The sequence below is a fragment of the Paenibacillus flagellatus genome, assembly GCF_003217775.1.
GTDB classification, from domain to species: Bacteria; Bacillota; Bacilli; order Paenibacillales; family NBRC-103111; genus Paenibacillus_AB; species Paenibacillus_AB flagellatus.
Genome location: NZ_QJVJ01000015.1, coordinates 78,498 through 95,669 on the forward strand (window position 1 = coordinate 78,498; position 17,172 = coordinate 95,669).

15 protein-coding genes are annotated in these 17,172 nt (G+C 59.0%); 10 read left to right on the plus strand and 5 right to left on the minus strand.

The genetic code is table 11. From position 1 onward, the window contains the following. The first annotated feature begins 109 nt into the window (after positions 1 to 109). The 3 genes from DLM86_RS26920 to DLM86_RS26930 all read left to right on the plus strand — a co-directional run bounded on the left by DLM86_RS26920 (position 110) and on the right by DLM86_RS26930 (position 4,625). Positions 110 to 1,354: a hypothetical protein gene (locus DLM86_RS26920; RefSeq protein WP_146250305.1), complete on the plus strand. Its 1,245-nt coding sequence runs from the start codon at positions 110 to 112 to the stop codon at positions 1,352 to 1,354. Between the two features lie 316 nt (positions 1,355 to 1,670). Continuing rightward, the gene (locus DLM86_RS26925) at positions 1,671 to 4,055 is read left to right on the plus strand and encodes a polyprenyl synthetase family protein (RefSeq protein ID WP_110843158.1); all 2,385 of its coding nucleotides are present in this window, start codon (positions 1,671 to 1,673) and stop codon (positions 4,053 to 4,055) included. A 33-nt stretch (positions 4,056 to 4,088) separates the two neighbouring features. Further along, the gene (locus tag DLM86_RS26930) at positions 4,089 to 4,625 is read left to right on the plus strand and encodes a DinB family protein (protein WP_110843159.1); all 537 of its coding nucleotides are present in this window, start codon (positions 4,089 to 4,091) and stop codon (positions 4,623 to 4,625) included. 20 nt (positions 4,626 to 4,645) lie between these two features. Here the strand turns inward: DLM86_RS26930 and DLM86_RS26935 are convergent, their stop codons facing one another. Then, positions 4,646 to 6,712, minus strand: coding sequence for a helix-turn-helix transcriptional regulator (locus tag DLM86_RS26935; RefSeq protein ID WP_158289679.1), 2,067 nt, complete (start codon positions 6,710 to 6,712; stop codon positions 4,646 to 4,648). 166 nt (positions 6,713 to 6,878) lie between these two features. Between DLM86_RS26935 and DLM86_RS26940 the strand changes: the two genes are divergently transcribed. Next, positions 6,879 to 7,460: a cupin domain-containing protein gene (locus DLM86_RS26940; protein ID WP_110843226.1), complete on the plus strand. Its 582-nt coding sequence runs from the start codon at positions 6,879 to 6,881 to the stop codon at positions 7,458 to 7,460. Further along, positions 7,460 to 7,873 carry a heme-copper oxidase family protein gene (locus tag DLM86_RS26945; protein ID WP_110843161.1) on the plus strand — a complete coding sequence of 138 codons (414 nt, stop codon included), beginning with the start codon at positions 7,460 to 7,462 and terminating at the stop codon, positions 7,871 to 7,873. The genes DLM86_RS26940 and DLM86_RS26945 overlap by 1 nt, the downstream gene beginning before the upstream one ends. Positions 7,874 to 7,960: 87 nt before the next feature. Here the strand turns inward: DLM86_RS26945 and DLM86_RS26950 are convergent, their stop codons facing one another. After that, entirely contained in the window at positions 7,961 to 8,692 is a 732-nt protein-coding gene (locus DLM86_RS26950) for an aminoglycoside 3'-phosphotransferase (protein ID WP_110843162.1), read from the minus strand. 254 nt (positions 8,693 to 8,946) lie between these two features. On the opposite strand from DLM86_RS26950, the gene DLM86_RS26955 reads away from it, so the two are divergent. Continuing rightward, entirely contained in the window at positions 8,947 to 9,753 is an 807-nt protein-coding gene (locus DLM86_RS26955; protein WP_245954954.1) for a phosphotransferase family protein, read from the plus strand. Between the two features lie 41 nt (positions 9,754 to 9,794). Further along, entirely contained in the window at positions 9,795 to 10,502 is a 708-nt protein-coding gene (locus DLM86_RS26960) for a hypothetical protein (protein ID WP_110843163.1), read from the plus strand. Between the two features lie 64 nt (positions 10,503 to 10,566). On the opposite strand, the gene DLM86_RS33125 is transcribed toward DLM86_RS26960, so the two are convergent. From DLM86_RS33125 to DLM86_RS26975, 3 genes are read right to left on the minus strand one after another with little or no spacing between them, the layout of a single operon-like run. Then, positions 10,567 to 11,367 carry a carboxymuconolactone decarboxylase family protein gene (locus tag DLM86_RS33125; RefSeq protein WP_158289680.1) on the minus strand — a complete coding sequence of 267 codons (801 nt, stop codon included), beginning with the start codon at positions 11,365 to 11,367 and terminating at the stop codon, positions 10,567 to 10,569. Further along, positions 11,364 to 11,759 (minus strand): MerR family transcriptional regulator, encoded by a 396-nt coding sequence (locus DLM86_RS26970; RefSeq protein WP_110843165.1) that lies wholly within the window; start codon positions 11,757 to 11,759, stop codon positions 11,364 to 11,366. Before DLM86_RS26970 ends, DLM86_RS33125 begins: the two co-directional genes overlap by 4 nt. Before the next feature lie 57 nt (positions 11,760 to 11,816). Beyond that, the gene (locus tag DLM86_RS26975) at positions 11,817 to 12,260 is read right to left on the minus strand and encodes an NUDIX domain-containing protein (protein ID WP_110843166.1); all 444 of its coding nucleotides are present in this window, start codon (positions 12,258 to 12,260) and stop codon (positions 11,817 to 11,819) included. 180 nt (positions 12,261 to 12,440) lie between these two features. On the opposite strand from DLM86_RS26975, the gene DLM86_RS26980 reads away from it, so the two are divergent. The 3 genes from DLM86_RS26980 (at position 12,441) to DLM86_RS26990 (ending at position 17,170) form a co-directional block, all read left to right on the plus strand. After that, positions 12,441 to 15,551: a hybrid sensor histidine kinase/response regulator gene (locus tag DLM86_RS26980; protein ID WP_110843167.1), complete on the plus strand. Its 3,111-nt coding sequence runs from the start codon at positions 12,441 to 12,443 to the stop codon at positions 15,549 to 15,551. A 24-nt stretch (positions 15,552 to 15,575) separates the two neighbouring features. Continuing rightward, positions 15,576 to 16,709, plus strand: a complete 1,134-nt coding sequence (locus DLM86_RS26985) for a response regulator (protein WP_110843168.1) — start codon at positions 15,576 to 15,578, stop codon at positions 16,707 to 16,709. Positions 16,710 to 16,819: 110 nt separating this feature from the next. Further along, the gene (locus DLM86_RS26990; protein WP_110843169.1) at positions 16,820 to 17,170 is read left to right on the plus strand and encodes an ArsR/SmtB family transcription factor; all 351 of its coding nucleotides are present in this window, start codon (positions 16,820 to 16,822) and stop codon (positions 17,168 to 17,170) included. Positions 17,171 to 17,172 lie beyond the last annotated feature (2 nt).

Below are 17,172 nucleotides of genomic sequence, written 5' to 3' on the forward strand. Positions count from 1 at the left end.
GAAATGACAGGCTAATTATTTTTTCGAAGGCACGGAGTTGGCTCTCCGTGTCTTTTTCTTTTTATGCTGGTAGATGCAGGATGTTACATAACCTAGAATATAAGTAAACGTGGAGCAGCTTAGGGGTGATTGTTTGAGACTTTTTAATTTTTCGGAGCGGATAGAATATGAAGATTTAATTCGTGGCAGGCACAATAGATGGGGAAATGATGCCCTTCTTTTCAGGGTAAATAGAGGGTTGGGGAAGCTAACCACAAGATACGGGAAAGATAACAAAGGCGATACATATGGATTCTTGCTGTTAGATAATAAGCCATTAATTAACAGCTATGGAGAAGAATTATACTGTCCAACCTGTGCCAAGATTTTAAGTATTGGTTTGGGCAGAGAAAAAGTGAATATGAGTTTAATCGACACTGTTAGACACTCACAAGATTTAAGCGATATCACTAATGCTTTTGAAACTATTAAACCAATGCTATCCCTATTAGAGGACGGGTATTACTTTCTTACCCGCATTGAAATGATTCCAACTGACGGGGAAGGGAATTTTTTCTGGAATTTAACCAGTTCAAAGAAGCTCTATAAAGCAACGGCACCTGTGTATTATAAGTTCCATGTTAGTCCGGGCACTCCTAAATTTCTGCTTCCATCGCAGGGTATTACTATGTTGAACAAGGAAAGAGTTCACCATTATCTAGATCAAATAAAGAATGGGAAGACCATGACCGGACTTGCTTTTTACTATGGAGGGTTCATGAGTACATTATTAGACGGGCACCATAGAGCAACCGCAGCTTATATGGAAAATAAGAGTATCGATTGTTTGACCATATTAAAAGTTACTGGATTCGGATTTCATCAAGACAATAAGCCAAATAAGATTTATGTTGGCGGCGAAACGTACGATTTCAATTCATTTAGTAATCCGGAAGGGATTTGTAACTATTTAAAAAAGATTTTCGAATCAAGAAAATCCAACCTTGAGGTTCAGGAGGTTGCGAGCCTTCTTGAAGATTGTCAAAACTTATGGATAGGCGAGGAAGCCTCTAAAATAGGAATCGATCTTGGACAAAGAGTATATCCAGACTATTTAGCAATTGCGTTCTCCGATATGGCTGGAGATGTATCAGATGAACGTATTAACGAGGCTATGGCCAGGCGGGATGACGAGGCGGAGTTTGAGCTGGAGATGATGTTTAAGAAGCTGCAAATACAAAAACCTAATAAAGCGTTTGAACTTTCAAAAAGAATAATCAATGACTCGAACTGGGCAATGCTTCTTGAAGATGCATTTCGTTACTTATCAACACTAGACAGTTCGGAGGTTGAGGATCTATTTATCAAATATTGAATTGATTCCGAATATGATTCAAAGAATGTATGCCGAAAAATAGCAGATGAATATTTGAATAATCGGTAACCTTGAACTTAAAAGTGTTCGTTTCGTTCCCTAACGCCCCAAGCCCTTTCGCAGAGAGGGCTTTTTCACATTCGCATCGGTCTTTCTAACGATTTTCGTTACCAAAACGAACGTTCCCCGTATTATGATAGACAAGATCCGACAAACGGCAGCGGATCGGAACCGAATTCCTTTTCATAACTCGAATCATTGGAGAAGTTCGGCCGTACATTGGATTGAACAATAACGGAGCAGAGGTTGTCCATCTATGAATAAGCCCTTTATCGATCAAGCCGATACGTGGTATAGCCGGGCCGAGCGGAAGGCGGCGCACTATTACGCCTCGCTGTATGCGCAGGTCGCGGAGAAAGCTTATGTGCCCCTGCTGACGGAAGATTTCCGGGCGTGGCAGCGGAATCGGATTCGTCCGCGTTCGTGGCTGTCCTTGTTGCCGCGGGGGATGAATAAGCCGGATCCCCGGGACGATATTCGCTCTATGCGATGGTTGGCTCGCACGGGCAAGCTGGAACGGTACTTGCACCGCAGCATGTCGTACATCTATATGAGGGATTTGGGCAAGGAGCTGGACAATCCGGCCACGCAGGACAAAATTCGGCGCGCGGTCGCCGACGTCCGCGAGCAGTTGACGCGTTCCGCCGCCGCGAGCCGGGACGATCAGCCGGACTATATGAGCTTGGCGTGGCTGTATCGGCGAGCGCAGAAGGAAGGCGTCGAGTCCGCGGTCATCTGGGTGATCGACAAGCTGAAAACCGTCGCCGCCCGCATGCCGGAGGAATTGAACCCCGAGCATGCGCAGCGCAAGCTGATCAAAATTATGGTCGGGGTCGTGATGCATGCGATCGACGAGCTGGACGACGAGCCGTCGTCCGCGGAACGCGCCCGGCGAATCGACGAAGCCGTTCGGCTCGGCTACTCCTATGGTCTGACGTATCCGTTCGTCGACGACCTGCTCGATTCCCGATTATTGACCGCGCGGGAGAAAGAACGATATTCCGCCCTAATCCGCACCGCGCTTCTGACCGGGACCGTGCCGGAGCTGGGCGAGTGGGCCGAAGAGCGGATGGAGCTGATCCGGTACGTGCACGCGGAGCTCCGGGAAGCGTTCGACTATATCGCGGGGCGTCAGCGGCCGGAAACGCGAAACACGTTTTTCGAGCAGGCGTACGTGTTTTTCCATGCCCAGGAGGCCGACCGGAAGAAGGACCTGTCCAACCCGGATTATACCAACGAGGACCTGTACATCCCCATCATCTTGAAGTCCGCTTCTTCCCGTTCGATCGTCCGTTCCGTCATTCACGCCCCTGCGGACGAAGGCTTCGACAACCGGACGTTTTATTACGGCATCTACAACCAGCTGGCCGACGATTTCGCGGATATGGCCGAGGATACGCAAGCCGGCGCGGTTACGCCGTACACGTATTATTTGAAATACCGCGACCGGCGCCCCGATCTGATCAACCCCTTCGAGCTGTACTGGACGGTTATCGCCCATTTGATCCATCGCGTCTACCGCTCCGACGCCGAAACCCGCGACGTCATCCTCGACCGCGCGATCAACGGATTAAAGCGCTGCAAGGCGCGGCTGGGAGAGAAAGCGTACCGGGAAACGATGGACCTTTTCGCCTCCGGGCACCCGGAATTCAACCGGCTCGTGCAGCGCATGGTACGCAGAGCGGACGACGTCGATTTTTTCGACAAGCTGCTGCGGGACCAGATGGTCGCCGTTCTCAGAAAGAGCCGGGACGATAAGAAACGTTTTCTCGATACGATCGAAACGATCCGCCGGCGCATCAACGACGTTCTGCCGATTGCGAAGCCCGACGAAGCTTTGCCGATGAAGGAGACGCTGATTGACGCGGCGAATTACAGCCTGGAAGGGGACGGGAAGCGGCTGCGGCCGATCCTGACTTGGGTCATGGGCGTAGACGAATACGGTCTGGACGCCGCGGCGATCGTGCCGCTGCTGCGATCGTTGGAATATATGCATACCGCCTCCCTCATCTTCGACGACCTGCCGTCCCAAGACAACGCCTCCACCCGCAGAGGGCGTCCGACGCTGCATCGTCTGCATACGAGCGCCACGGCGGAGCTGACCGGGCTGTTCCTGATTCAGAAGGCGATCGGGGAGCAGGCGTCGCTGGACCGGTTTCCCGCCGAAGCCGTACTCGCCCTGATGCAGTATTCGGCCCGGAAGGCGGAGGACATGTGCATGGGGCAGGCGATGGACTTGGAAGCGAAGGGCAAGGCATTGACGCTGGAGCAGCTGAACGCGATGTGCTTCTACAAAACCGGCGTCGCCTTCGAAGCGTGCCTCGTCATGCCGGCCATTCTCGCCCGGGTCCCGGAGCCGGAAATCGCGGCGCTGAAGACGTACGCCTACCATGCGGGCATCGCCTTCCAAATTCGGGACGACTTGCTGGACGTGGAGGGCGATCGGCTCCTGCTCGGGAAACCCGTCGGCCATGACGCGGAAAACCGCAGCTCGACATTCGTGACCGTCCTCGGCTTGGACGGGGCCAAGAAAGCGATGTGGGAGCACTACTGCCTGGCCGTGGAAGCGCTGAAGGAGAAGCCGCGCGGCACCGCGTTTTTGAAAAGCTTGTTGAATTATATGATCAATCGCGATCGGTAAAAAACGGTTGCGGTCAAAGAAAGGAGCGGTTGCATGCCTTTTCAGATACAGGAAGCGATCGAGGTGCTGGAGCGTACGCCGCAGACGCTGGAAACGTTTTTGGCCGGGTTATCGGACGGGTGGCTGGCGTGCAGGGAAGGGGAGGGAACGTGGAACGTCTCCGAGGTGATCGGGCATCTGATCGAGGGCGAGAAGTCCAATTGGGTGCCGAGGCTGGAATTCATTCTTCGCGAAGGCGAGAGCAAGCCGTTCCCCGCGTTCGATCGGCATTCCCACTTGAAGGAAGAACCGGAGAAGCCGATCGGGCAAAAGCTGCACGAATTCAAAACGATCCGAGCCCGTAATATCGCCAAGCTTCAAGAGCTTGTCGGGGACGCGAGGCAGCTCGAACGGACGGGGATGCATCCAGCATTCGGCACGGTGAAGGTCCGGGAGCTGCTTTCCGCGTGGGTCGTCCACGACCTGACGCATATAGCGCAAATCGTACGGGTGATGGCCGAGCGATACCGGACGGACGTCGGGCCTTGGAGCCAATACCTGGGTATATTGAAAAAAGCCCCTTCCGAGTAAAGGGGCTTCGGTGCCGACGGTTATTCGGCAGGCCGGACACGCTGCAGAACGGCTTTGATGAGCTGGCTGCGGTTTTTCACTTCCATCTTCGCATACACGGAGCTTAGGTGCTTCTTGACCGTAACGACACTAATGAAAAGCCGTGACGCGATTTCCGGATTGGAGCAGCCTTCCATGATGCATAGGGCGACCTCGCGCTCGCGCTCCGTCAAACCGCGGCCGACGAACGGATCGCCTTGCGCCGTGCCCTCCGTCGCCTTGTCCGGCCGCGCCCCGATGCGGTTCAGCATGGCCGCCAAAAAGGCGTCCAGCTTCTCTCCCCGCGTATCCAAGACGAAGGTAGGCGTCGGGGTTTTCCCGTCGTAGCTGCAATGGACGACGCCGGGCACCTCCTCGAACCCGAGCCCGAGGTGGGAGTCGCGGAACATCGGAAGCGGGGGCGGGGAAGCGAAGAACAGCTTGCCCGAGCACATGTAATTGTACATCTGGGATGCGGCTTCCTTAAGCAGGACGGAGTCCGTCCAATCCCCGATATCGATGCTCCGGATGAACCAGCCGGCTTGCTCGGACTCCGGCACGTCCAGCCTGTTGCGCTCCGAAGCCGATAGGCTGCGAATATAGGGGCCGGAGAACGGATTGCGTTCCAAGTAACGCAGCGTCCCCCGGTTCATCGGAACGATGGCCGACAGACCGTGCACCGATCCGTCTTGCCCTCTCATCAGCATGACCGACGGCTGACCAAGCCCGAGCAGCTCCTCCAAATCGAGCCCCTCGATCGTATACAGCAATTCCTCCGCCGATAGCGTCAGCTCCAGCCGGGCGCCCGTCATCGGATCGACGCCGCTGCGGGAAACCGGCTTCGCTTCCCGGCGCCGCCGCTTCAAGTACTCGGTCCCTTCCCCGAGATTGGCGGCCGTTAGCGGCTCCCACGTCCACTCCGTCTCTCCCGGCGTATTCAGGTGCGCCCGGATCAAGGCATCTCCGATATACCCGAACAGCTCGGCCACTTCCCAAGCGACATCCCTTTGGCCGCGGGCTTCCTTGATGACGGATGCGTAGTAGCGGACGCAGCGCTCCGTCAGTTTGCCGAAGCGTCCGGGCGTCCGTTCTTTCAGCAGGCCGCGAATCGATTCCCGCATCAGGTCGTGAAGAATCCAGCCCCTGTCGATTTTCCGGACGAACGAAAGGTTCACGAGCCTCTCGAACGCATCCGTCCTTACGTCCCGTTCCATGACGTATGCGACCACTTCCTGATTGAACGCCTTCAGCATGGAGGCCGCCTCTACGAGGTGACGAAGCTCTTCGTCCGGCACCTCCTTCAACCAAGACGAAGCGAGCTCCGTGGACCATCCGGCGTCCGTCAGCGGACCGTTCCCGGCGAGTAGCTCCGTCGAGACGGCCAGCGACAGCGAAAGCGCGTGCCCTCTCGTACGCTCCCAAAGCCGCTCCGCCTGCGCTTCCTCGGCAAGGCCGCACCGACGAGCATAGTCCGTGACGTCCTGCCGAGTCAGAGGGCCGACGGCGAGCCAGAGGACGCGCTCTCTCCAGGCCGGGGATACGAGCCACGGCCCCTTGAGCGGATGCCGCCCCGCCAATATAACCAGAATGCCCGGGGCCAAATCGCTTAAAAACCGCTCTCGCACCCATCCATCCAACCCGGTCATATCCTCGTACGTATCCAAAGCCACGACGACGCGGCGATGCTGCGCCATCCGGTTCAGCCCGGCCCTCAGCGCGTCCAGCGGGTCTTCCTCTCCGCCGCCCGCTCCGAGTGCGGCCGGAAGCTGAAGGAGCAGCCGTCTGCACAAATCGTCGCCCGTCCGGCTGAATTCCCGGCTGTCCAGCTGCAGAAACGCCGCTCCGCGCCGGTTCGCCTGCCTGCGGAACGTATCGAGCAGCGTGCTTTTGCCGACGCCGCCCGTGCCGTACAAGTTCCACACGGGCCGCTCCAACGGCTCGCCGGACAAAAACCGGTCGAACAGCGCTCTCTCCCGGTCGCGGCCAACCCAATAGGGCTCTTCGCGGTCGCCGATGCCCGGCTGGGCCTTCGGCCTGCCCCGTTCGAATCGCAATAGGTCTCCGTTCATGCCGAACCTCCCGTTTTCCCCGTCTCTAACGGCCATCCGCCCCTGAATGCACCTAAAGTATACTACCAAATTATACCGCGGTATAGTGTTCCGATCAGCCATTCGGATGATAAGGTGGAGACATGCGAAAATGGCATGAAGGTAAGAGGGAAGGAGGAATTCGGACTTGTCTGATGCGGCATTGCCGAGAACGATCGAAAATCCGCTCGTCCGGGATCGGGTAACGTTCATCGAGACCGGGGCGGAATCCGGAGGCGCCCATGAGCGGGTGGAGGTCGAGCTGGCACCCGGAGGGGGAGTGGATCCGCATTACCATCTCGCCTTTACGGAGCATTTTGCGGCGGTACAAGGCCTGCTTCATCTGGAGCTGGACGGCCGGCATATCGAGCTCCGTCCCGGTCAAACCGCCTCGGCTCCGCCGGGGGTGCTGCACCGATTTTTCAACCCGGGCCGGGAGAAGATCGTGTTTCAGGTCAAGGTGGCTCCGGCCAGACGCTTCGAGTCGATGCTCCGCATTGCATACGGCTTGGCCCGGGACGGCAAAGTGAGGAGGAAGAGCGGCATTCCCCGCAGCGCGCTCGATATGGCCGTCCTGTTCGAGCTCGGCGAGACGTACACGGGAGCGATGCCGTTAGGGCTGCAAAAGGCGATATTCGGCCTGCTGTACCGGATCGCCAAATGGAGGGGCGCGGAACGAAGGCTGTTCGACGCGTATTGCGGAGGAATGAACGGAAAGGATGATCGATAATGGGAATTTGGATGATCAAAATCGCTTCGTTTTATTTTCTGGTCGGGGTCGTGATGGGGATGGGGATGTCCATGACCGAAAGCTACGGACTCAGTCCCGTTCACGTGCATTTAAACTTGATCGGATGGGTGTCGATGGCGATCGGCGGGCTCGTGTACGAACGGTTCCCCTCGGCGGCCCGTACGTTGGGCAAGCTGCATTTCTGGATGCATAACGCAGGAGTCCCCCTCATGATGGGCGGGCTGGCCGCCTATATTCTCGGCTTCCCCGTCCTCGCTCCGCTGATCCCGGTCGGCGGCATCCTGATCGTGCTCGGCACGCTGCTCTTCTTCCTCAACGTCGTGCGCAACGTCCACGGCGTCCGGGAAGCCCAGGCCGACCGATCGGCGTCTCGTTCCACCCCCGCAGGATAATCTTGTCGCACCCGGGAGAGAAACGCCGCTCGGCGGACGCCCCGTCGTCCGGCGTTCCACTCCCCGCTTGGGCGACGGGACGCCCCGTCAATCGGTCAGCTCGGCCAGCTTCGCGAAGTAAGCGAGCCCGTCCGCGTCGACGGCGCTTCTGCCGTAGGCGTCGAGAAACAGCCCGTTATAGGCGTCGGTTTTCAAATTGAACGCCAGCGTCCAAAGCCCCCAGTACAAGTCGCAATGCCGGTCTCCCACCCCGCCGCTCCCTACGTCGATGAACCCCTTGAACGAAAAACGATCCATGACGATGTTCGGCAAGCAATAGTCCCCGTGAATGACGGTATCGTCCGCAGCCGCATAGCGGATCTCCTTCAGCGCGCCGAGGTTTGCTTCCTTCTCCGCCGCTTCCCGTACCATTTCGGCCGTACGATCCCGGTAGGGGCAGCCGTCGGTGGGGAGGGAGTGGAGCATGCGCAAATATTCGCCGAATGCGCCGGCCAGCCGACGAGGGTGATCGAGATGCGATCGTGCGGTACCGTCTTCGCCGCTAACCGCTTCCGTCAATAAATAGTCGCTTTCCGCGTCGGATTCGTAGGCGATGACGGCCGGAGCCAACCGGTGTCCGTGCAAAAACGCCGTCATGCCGCATTCCCGTTCCAGAGCGCCTTTGCGGCTTATTTTCAGAAAAGCGGAGACGTCTCCCTCGATCCGGTACGTTCGCGCCGTATCGGAGCAGCTGCTGTCGGAAATCACGGCGCCTTTCAAATACGGTCGAATGAGAAGCGGTACCGCCTCCCTATCGAGTGAAACCTTCGTTCTGTCCATTCGCTCCATCCTCCCGAACAATCGTTTGGCATCCATGATACCATAGAGTCGAAGGCCGGTTGCGGGAAAATTCGGCCATAATCAAAATGTCGTGCGTCGAAGCCGCACGCGTCATGGTACGATGTGGCGAGGGCGCTCCGGTATGGTATTCCGGCTTGCGAACGAAGCGGGCGAACGCCCGCGATGCGATCGGGCCAACCTTTCCGGAGCCTCGGTCCTAAGCGGGATGATATGCGTATAGGGAGGGGATTGCCGTGAGACCGCCTTTATGCGGCGAAGACATTCCGGATGCGATCGTGCAAACGTTGGGCGGCATCCGATCGATGGCGTTTCCCCGTCAGGGACATACGTCCGACGTCGCGATCGTCCATGCGGCCGAAGGGACGTTCGTTCTGAAACGGGCGAGCGGCCCGCTTTACGGCGGATGGCTTGCGAGAGAAAGGGACGTGTTGAGGTTGTTGTCCCGAACCGCTTTGCGGGTTCCCGCCGTTTACGGCTTTTGGGAGGAGGAGGGCGGTACCGGCGATAAGGCCGCTTGGCTGCTGATGGAGCGGTTGCCCGGACAATCGCTGCGGACGGCTTTGCAGCACGAGCGCGATTCGGCCGTCCGATCCCGCGTCCTATACCGATTCGGCCGCCTATTGCGGGAGATTCACGCGACTCCGTGCCCGGCCGAGCTGAAGTCCGAGGGCGGCGGCTGGCTCGATGCGATGCTGGCGCAGGCGGAGTACAATCTGGCGAACTACGATGTAGACGGGACGCCCGAGCTTTTGCAGCGATTGAAAAACGACAAGCCCGAGCCGGTCGGGCAAACGCTCATTCACGGCGATTTTACGATCGACAACGTTCTCGTGCACGAGGAACGCATAGCCGGCATCATCGATTGGAGCGGCGGCGCTTGCGGCGACCCGAGGTACGACGTCGCATTGGCCGTTCGGCCGAAGCCGAATCTGTTCCAAACGTCCGAGGATCGTCAGTCGTTTTTCGAAGGCTACGGGGAGGCGAGCTTGACGGAGGACGAGTTCGTTTATTTCGAAAGCGGACTGTATGCGTTTTTTTAATTTTTGGAAGAGACTATTCCTTCATCGAAAGAGGTGATGTCGTGTTTATCGCTGCGGCCAAGCTAAAGCGCCGTTTTCTGGCAAAGGGGCGATTTTACAAGATTGCGCTGGATGGCGGAATCGAAGTGCGCTGTAGAAGCGTTTTGGACATTATCCGAAAAGATTACGCTTGGGAGGAGAACGACCCGGACGCGCTTGTGGTCATGATGAATCCGGGAAGCAGCACGACGATAGGGCTCGCACAAGAGCAGGAAGACGGGGGAACGTACGGTCATTCGCAAGTAGATTTGGCGGAAAACATCAAAGCGACGCCATGGTACGACGCAATTCCCGATCGAACACAATACCAAGTCATGCGAATGATGAGTCATTACGGTTGGGACTATGTTCGAGTGTTGAATTTAGGCGATATTCGGGACGTCGACAGCGACGAATTTATACGAATGGTTCGGCAGTATGACAATCCGCATTTCAGTATTTTCTCGCCGGATCGAGACGAAGAACGGCGGGCTTTACTTGAAGGTTTAACGGATAAGCCGATTGTGGCGGCCTGGGGAGTCTCGCCGGCGTTGGAGGAATTGGCGGTCCAAGCCATGCGATGCTTGCCCGGCGTCGTTCATGGGCTTAAAGGGGAAATGGATTATCAATACTTCCATCCTTTGCCTCGAAAATGGGGGGAGCCCCGGAAATGGCTGGAGCGCTTTTTGCAAGAAGTACGATTTGAAAAGACCGAGAGCCGGACTAGTTAATCAAACTCCAATGGGTCGAAAAACGGTGCCGAAAAAACGCGAGGCCGCCCGACGGGCGGCCCGCTTAACGTTCGCTTTCGCGGCGGGCATCCGGCGAAGAGGTGCCGAATAGCGCTTTCGCGACGGTTATCGCGTTCAGCACTTTGGGAAAGCCGGTATACGGGGCGCATTGCAGCAGCGCCTCGACGATTTCCTGCTTCGACAGGCCGACGCGAACGGAAGCATGGAGATGGACGCGCAGCTGCGGCTCGCATCCGCCCTGGGCGACCAAGGCGCCGAGCGTGACGAGCTGGCGCTGCCGGGGAGTCAAGCCCGATCGGCTGTAAATTTCGCCGAACGCGAATTCGACAAGCTGGTCCGCCAAGAGCGGCGCGATATCGGCGAGAGAGTCGACGACCGCGGCGCCGTGGCTGCCGTCGATCTCGTCCAGCTTGGCCAGCCCTCCCTCCCGCCGTTCCTCGGCATGATGGAGAAATTCGTCCTCGACGGTTACCTCGATCCGCTCTTCCTCGAAAAGCCGCTTCGCGACGCCGATTGCATTCAACGCGCGGGGGAAGCCGCAAAACGGAATGCAGTGGGTGGCGATTTCGACGATTTCGTTCGGCGTCATTCCGACTTTCAGACCGAACCGCATATGCCATGTCAGCTGATTCGGCGTATCGCCCAACGCCAGAAGAGACGCGATCACGACCGTCTCTCGCTCGGAATAGGAGAGGACGGGGTTGCGGAACAATTGGCCGAAAAACTCGATAATATATCGGCCGATGTGCGGAGAAACGGCGTTCAAGCCGTCGAGAACGGCTTGGATGCCGGCTTCGTCCGTTTCCCGGAACAGCCGCTTGCCGAATGCAAAAGATTCGTTCATCGTTCCTCTCCTCCCTTGCCGGGGCGGTCCATTTCCCATTTCCGGTATGTGTCGATTTTCTCCACGATCACGTCGTAATGCTCTTGCAGCTTCGCAATTTGTTCGGCCAGCTTCGCCTTGTGGGCTTCGAGCAGCAATCTCCTTTCCCGGGTCGTTGCGGGCCCTTGCCTCCTTAGGTCGGCAATCCGCTGCATTTGCCTGATGCTCATGCCCGTCGTGCGAAGCCGGGCCAGGAACCGGATCCAGGCCAAATCGTCGGCCGAATAGCGGCGGCGTCCGTTCGTCTCGCGGGCGATGGCGTGGATCAGGCCGTTTCGTTCGTAGTAGCGCAGCGTGTGCGCGGTAATGCCCGTCAGCTCGGCGACGGCTTGTATGCTCAAATAAGGTTCCATAGCGGTATTGTACCTCTTCGAGCGCGCTCGAAGTCAACCGTCCGATGAAGGCGATTGTCACTCCCCCATATTGCTGACAAATAGCGGCTTCCCTTCGCTCAGCAGCCGCGGAATCATGTCCTGCACGAGGAAGGGCAGGACGTTATGGCGCCTAAGCTCCTCCACGGTCGGCTCGATCCAATAAAATTCCAGATGGGACTCCGCCGATGGCGGGGCCGCGTCCGACGTCAGCCCGTCGCACCGGACTTCGAACAGATGGTTGATTTCATGATAATGGTTCTCCTCCATCCCGAACTCCACGACGCCAAGAAACCGGACGATATCGCAGGACGTAACGCCCAGCTCCTCGCGGAGTTCGCGCTTCAGCGCCGCTTCGGCGCCTTCCCCGAGCTCGACGCCGCCCCCGGGCAAAAACGAATGGGCGCCTTTCATCCGGACGACCAGCATCCGGTTGCGATCGATAATCAAGGCGCGCGCGATATGACGGAACGTTATGCTCAAACTCGGTCACCCTCCTCCACAAATTGGAACCACATCTATTCGCTACGGCCCCGGCCGTTTCCTGCCGGAGGGACCGCTCCGCGCCGGATCGAAGGCCGCCGGGGAAGGAATTTGCCCTCCTTCTCGCGAATCCGTATATCGACAATCATCGACAAGGCCGGAAGGGCAAGGAGCGCTACCATGAACAAGCAATGGCTCGCGATCGTCGCGGGCGTTATTCTGGTCTTGATTTTGCCGGCCTATACGGTCGCCCAGATGCTCGTAACCCATAACCGGAATCCCGTGGCGAGCTCGGGGCTGCTCGACCTGAGCGGCTGGAGCTTCTCCGCGGACGGTGCGGTCCGGCTGAACGGCGAGTGGGAATTTTACCGGAACCGGCTGCTGACCCCCGACGATTTCGATCCGGCCCGGTCGTCCGGAGAGATGCCGAAGCCGACCGGCACGGTTACGCTGCCGGGCAAATGGAACGATTACATAGCCGAGGACGGCGAGCCCGCTCCGACCGGCTTCGGCACCTTTCGACTGACGGTACGGCTGCCGGACGACGCGGAAGGCGTATACGGCATCCGGACGACCAACATCCGGACCGCGAACCGTATTTTCGCAGCCGGTCAAGAAGCGGGGGCGAGCGGTGTACCGGGGCGTTCGCCGGACGATGCGCGCCCCGGCAACATCCCGTATGTCGGCTTCGTTCACGTATCCGGCACCGAGGCGGACATCATCGTTCAAGTGTCCAACTTCGTCTATTCCTCCGGCGGCGTCTTCTCGCCGATCTTGTTCGGGGACGTGCACTCGGTTACGGACAGCAGGGAGTTCGGGCTGTTCGCCGATTGGATGACGCTGGCCGGTTTTTTGATCCCTGCGCTCTACTTTTTGTTTTTGTACCGGCTAAGGCGGCGGGAACGCTCGCTGCTGCACCTGGGCTTGTTTTGCCTATCCGCGATCGTCTACGTGGCGACGCACGGGGAGAAGCTGCTCGCCGGGGCGTGGCCCGGAATGCCGTACGAGACGTTTCTCAAGACGCAGCTGGTCTCGTCGGCTTTCGTCTATTACTTTCTGATGCGCTATGTGGAGGCGGCCATCCCGGGCTCCGTTCACCGGATCGCCCTCCGTCTGTGCGACGTCGCGACCGTCGCGGCCGTGATCGTCGCGGTCGGGCTGCCGACGCTCGTGTTCTCCAAGCTGGAGCCGTTCCTGTTCGTGTACAGCCTGCTGACCGTCATCTACATGGCCGTCGCCATGGTGCGCGGAATGCGCGAGCGGTCGGAGGATGCCGTATTTATGCTGATCGGCGTTGTCAGCATCCTGCTGGTCATTCTCCTCAATCTGGTCAGCTTGGGCGGCATGACGGACGCTCAGATGCTCGTCCCGTTCGAGATGCTGCTGTTCGTCATAACGCAGGCGCTGCTGCTTGCGGGACGTTTCGCCCGAACGTTCGAGGAAGTGGAGCAGCTGTCCCGGAAGCTGCTGACGCTCGACGGCTTGAAGGACGAATTCATGGCGAACACGTCCCACGAGCTGCGTACCCCGCTTCACGGCATCGTCAACATCGCCCAGTCGCTGCTCGAAGGGGCGTCCGGCAAGCTGAACGGGAAGCAGGCCAACGACCTGTCGATGATCGTATCGACCGGCAAACGGTTGTCCGCCCTCATCAACGACATTCTCGACTTCGGAAAGCTCAAGAACGGCGAAATCGTCCTGAAGCGCCAACCGGTCGATCTGCGGGCGGTCGTCGGATCGGTGATGGACGTCACGCTTCATCTGGCGGGCAGCAAGCCGATCCGGTTCGTGCAGCGATGGCCGGACCGGCTGCCGTGGCTCGATACGGACGAGGATCGGCTTCGGCAAATTTTGTACAACCTGCTCGGCAATGCGGTCAAGTTTACGCACCGGGGCGAAATTCGCGTGGAAGCCGAAGTCGGAGAAAGCGGCGTAACCATCTCGGTAACGGATACGGGGATCGGCATCGAGCCGGAACGGCTGGACGATATTTTCAAAGCGTACGACCAGGCCGGCGCCACGGCGCACAGGGAATACAGCGGTACCGGACTCGGCTTGAGCATTACGAAAAAGCTGGTGGAGCTGGGCGGAGGCCGAATCTGGGTCGAGTCGGAGCCGGGACGCGGTTCGGCATTCCGCTTCACGCTCCCGTCCGCGGACGTGCCGCCGGATGCGGAGCGCAAGACGGCTGTCGTTCCGCTGGCCGGAACGGCCTCCGGCGACGGCGAGGCGCAGGCGGAGGACGACGTGCCGGGCGTCGGCCCGGAAAGCGAGCGGTTCACCGTCCTCCTCGTGGACGACGACCCGGTCAACTTGCAGGTGCTGCGCAACCTCCTCTCCATCGAGAGCTACAGACTCGTCGCCGTCGGCGACGGAGCGGCGGCGACGGCGTACATCGACTCGGGGAAGCCGGTCGATCTGCTCATTGCGGATTGGATGATGCCGGGCATGTCCGGCATCGAGCTGTGCCGGTCGGTCCGCCGGCGGTACTCCTTGTTCGAGCTGCCCGTTCTTCTGCTGACGGCCCGAGGCTTGCCGGACGACGTCCGTGTCGGCTTTCAGGCGGGGGCGAACGATTTTCTGCGGAAGCCCGTCGACGCCGACGAGCTGAGAGCGCGCGTCCGCACGCTGCTGGCGCTGCGCGATTCGGTCCGCAAGGCGATATCGTCGGAGCTCGCGTTTTTGCAGGCGCAGATCAAGCCGCATTTTCTGTACAACGCCTTGAACACGATCGTCGCGCTGCTGCCGTCCGATCCGGACAAGACGACGAGGCTGCTGCTCGAGCTGAGCCATTACTTGCGCGGCAGCTTCGATTTTCAGAACCGTGAGCAGCTGACGACGCTGCGCAAGGAGCTGGCGCTCGTCCATTCGTACCTCGCGCTGGAACAAGCCCGGTTCGAGGAGCGGCTCGAGGTCGTCTACGACATTGATGCCGAACTGAACGGTCTCGTGCCGCCGCTGTGCATTCAGCCGATCGTGGAAAACGCGATCCGGCACGGCGTCATGCAAAAGGAAGAGGGCGGGACGGTGCGCATTACGATTCGGGAGACGGTCGGAACGATCGGGATCGCCGTAGCGGACGACGGAGTGGGGATGGAGCCGGAACGCGCCGCATCCGTCTTGGCCGGCGTCGTCCGTGAAGGCGGCGAGGGCGTCAGCGGCGTCGGGCTTCGCAACATTCACGCGCGGCTGCTGACGCTGTTCGGCAAAGGGCTGACGATCGACAGCGGCGTCGGCCGGGGGACGGCCGTCCGCTTCGAGGTGCCCGACGCGTCCCGCATGCGGCGCTAGCGAACGAACGAAGGGAGTCGTGTCATGAAAGCGATTTTGATCGACGACGAGAAGCCGGCGCTGCTTCAGCTCGAGAGACTGATCGAGGCTCACGGCGGCATAAGCGTGGCGGGGAAATTTACCCGGGCCCAGGAAGCGCTCGACCATTTGGCGAGGGAGAAGGCGGACGTCGTGTTTTTGGATATCGGCATGCCGGGCATGAACGGGCTGGAGGCGGGCGAACGGCTTCACCGCATCGATCCGGACGTCCAAATCGTCTACGTGACGGCCTACAACGAGTATGCGGTCGAAGCGTTCGAGCTGCACGCCATGGATTATTTGCTGAAGCCGGTCGATCCGGAACGGTTCGCCAAGACGGCGAGCCGGCTCGATGCGCATCTTCGGCTCGTACGAGCGGTTGCGGAGACGACCGCCCCCGCGGGGACGACGGTATCGTGCTTCAAGCGGCTGACGCTGGACGAATCGCTCGGGGTCGGCGGCCAGCTCAAGTGGAGGACGCAGAAAGCGCAGGAGCTGTTCGCGTTTCTTCTTCATCAAAGGAGCAAATGGATAACGAAGGATGCGATTCTGGAGGCGCTCTGGCCCGAGCTCGGGCTCGACAGAGCGGTGACGCAGCTGCATACGACGGTTTATCTGGTTCGTAAAATGTTAAAGGAGTGGGGCATCGGCGCGAAGATCGAATACGCCCAAGACGGCTACTGTCTCCTGCAGGAAGGCTTCGTGACGGATGTGGAGCTGTTCGAGCGCGATACGGCGATGCAGCGCGTGGAGACGGAGCGGGATTGGCAGAGGCTCGACCGCGCGCTGGCCTCCTACCGGGGCGACTATCTGGAAGAGCACGACTACCCGTGGGCGGAGCCGGCGAGAGAGGAGCTGTACCGGCAGTTCATCCGGTCGAGCTTTCTGGCGGCCGCTTATGAGCGAATCGCAGGACGGGGGCGGGATGCGGTTCGGCGGCTGTCGGCGCTCCGGGAGAAGGAGCCGTACTCCGAGGAGCTGTGCCGGACGATGATGGAGACATACGCCTCGCTGGGGGATTATGCCGGCCTGGCGAGCCATTACGAATCGTTCGTCGCGCAGCTTCGGGACGAGCTGGACGCCCGGCCGGACGGACAGACGGTGCGGTTATACGAACGGTTGATGAGCGCAGCCGAATAAATCGTGGGGAAGCAAACGTGCCCTCGCCGAAACGCGGCGGGGGTATTCGGCGTTGCTGTGGATGTCGTATATTTCTTTACAGTTATATAACCGTATGGTAATATAAAGGCATGAAAACCGACATCTTATTCGAAGTGCTGGCCGAATCGAACCGGAGGACGATTCTCGATTGCTTGCGGCAAAAGGAGCGTTCGGTCGGCGAGCTGGTCGCCTTGTCGTCGCTCAGTCAGCCCGGCATATCGAAGCATTTGCGCATCTTGCGGGAAGCCGGCCTCGTATCCGTGCGCAAAGACGCGCAGAGACATCTGTATTACTTGCGGCCGGAGCCTTTGGCCGAGCTCGACCGTTGGCTGGAGCCTTACCGGACGTTCTGGTCCGGCAAGCTGGATGCGTTGGAACGGCATCTGGACGACATGGACGAGACGGAGCAACGCGCGCGAATCGATCATAAGGAGGAATAAGC

What these genes read in the sequence shown, in the direction of transcription:
- DLM86_RS26925 (WP_110843158.1), top strand. Translation starts at nt 1,671, where the DNA reads ATGAATAAGCCCTTTATCGATCAAGCCGATACGTGGTATAGCCGGGCC.
- DLM86_RS26930 (WP_110843159.1), top strand. Translation starts at nt 4,089, where the DNA reads ATGCCTTTTCAGATACAGGAAGCGATCGAGGTGCTGGAGCGTACGCCG.
- DLM86_RS26935 (WP_158289679.1), bottom strand. Translation starts at nt 6,712, where the DNA reads ATGAACGGAGACCTATTGCGATTCGAACGGGGCAGGCCGAAGGCCCAG.
- DLM86_RS26945 (WP_110843161.1), top strand. Translation starts at nt 7,460, where the DNA reads ATGGGAATTTGGATGATCAAAATCGCTTCGTTTTATTTTCTGGTCGGG.
- DLM86_RS26950 (WP_110843162.1), bottom strand. Translation starts at nt 8,692, where the DNA reads ATGGACAGAACGAAGGTTTCACTCGATAGGGAGGCGGTACCGCTTCTC.
- DLM86_RS33125 (WP_158289680.1), bottom strand. Translation starts at nt 11,367, where the DNA reads ATGAACGAATCTTTTGCATTCGGCAAGCGGCTGTTCCGGGAAACGGAC.
- DLM86_RS26970 (WP_110843165.1), bottom strand. Translation starts at nt 11,759, where the DNA reads ATGGAACCTTATTTGAGCATACAAGCCGTCGCCGAGCTGACGGGCATT.
- DLM86_RS26980 (WP_110843167.1), top strand. Translation starts at nt 12,441, where the DNA reads ATGAACAAGCAATGGCTCGCGATCGTCGCGGGCGTTATTCTGGTCTTG.
- DLM86_RS26985 (WP_110843168.1), top strand. Translation starts at nt 15,576, where the DNA reads ATGAAAGCGATTTTGATCGACGACGAGAAGCCGGCGCTGCTTCAGCTC.
- DLM86_RS26990 (WP_110843169.1), top strand. Translation starts at nt 16,820, where the DNA reads ATGAAAACCGACATCTTATTCGAAGTGCTGGCCGAATCGAACCGGAGG.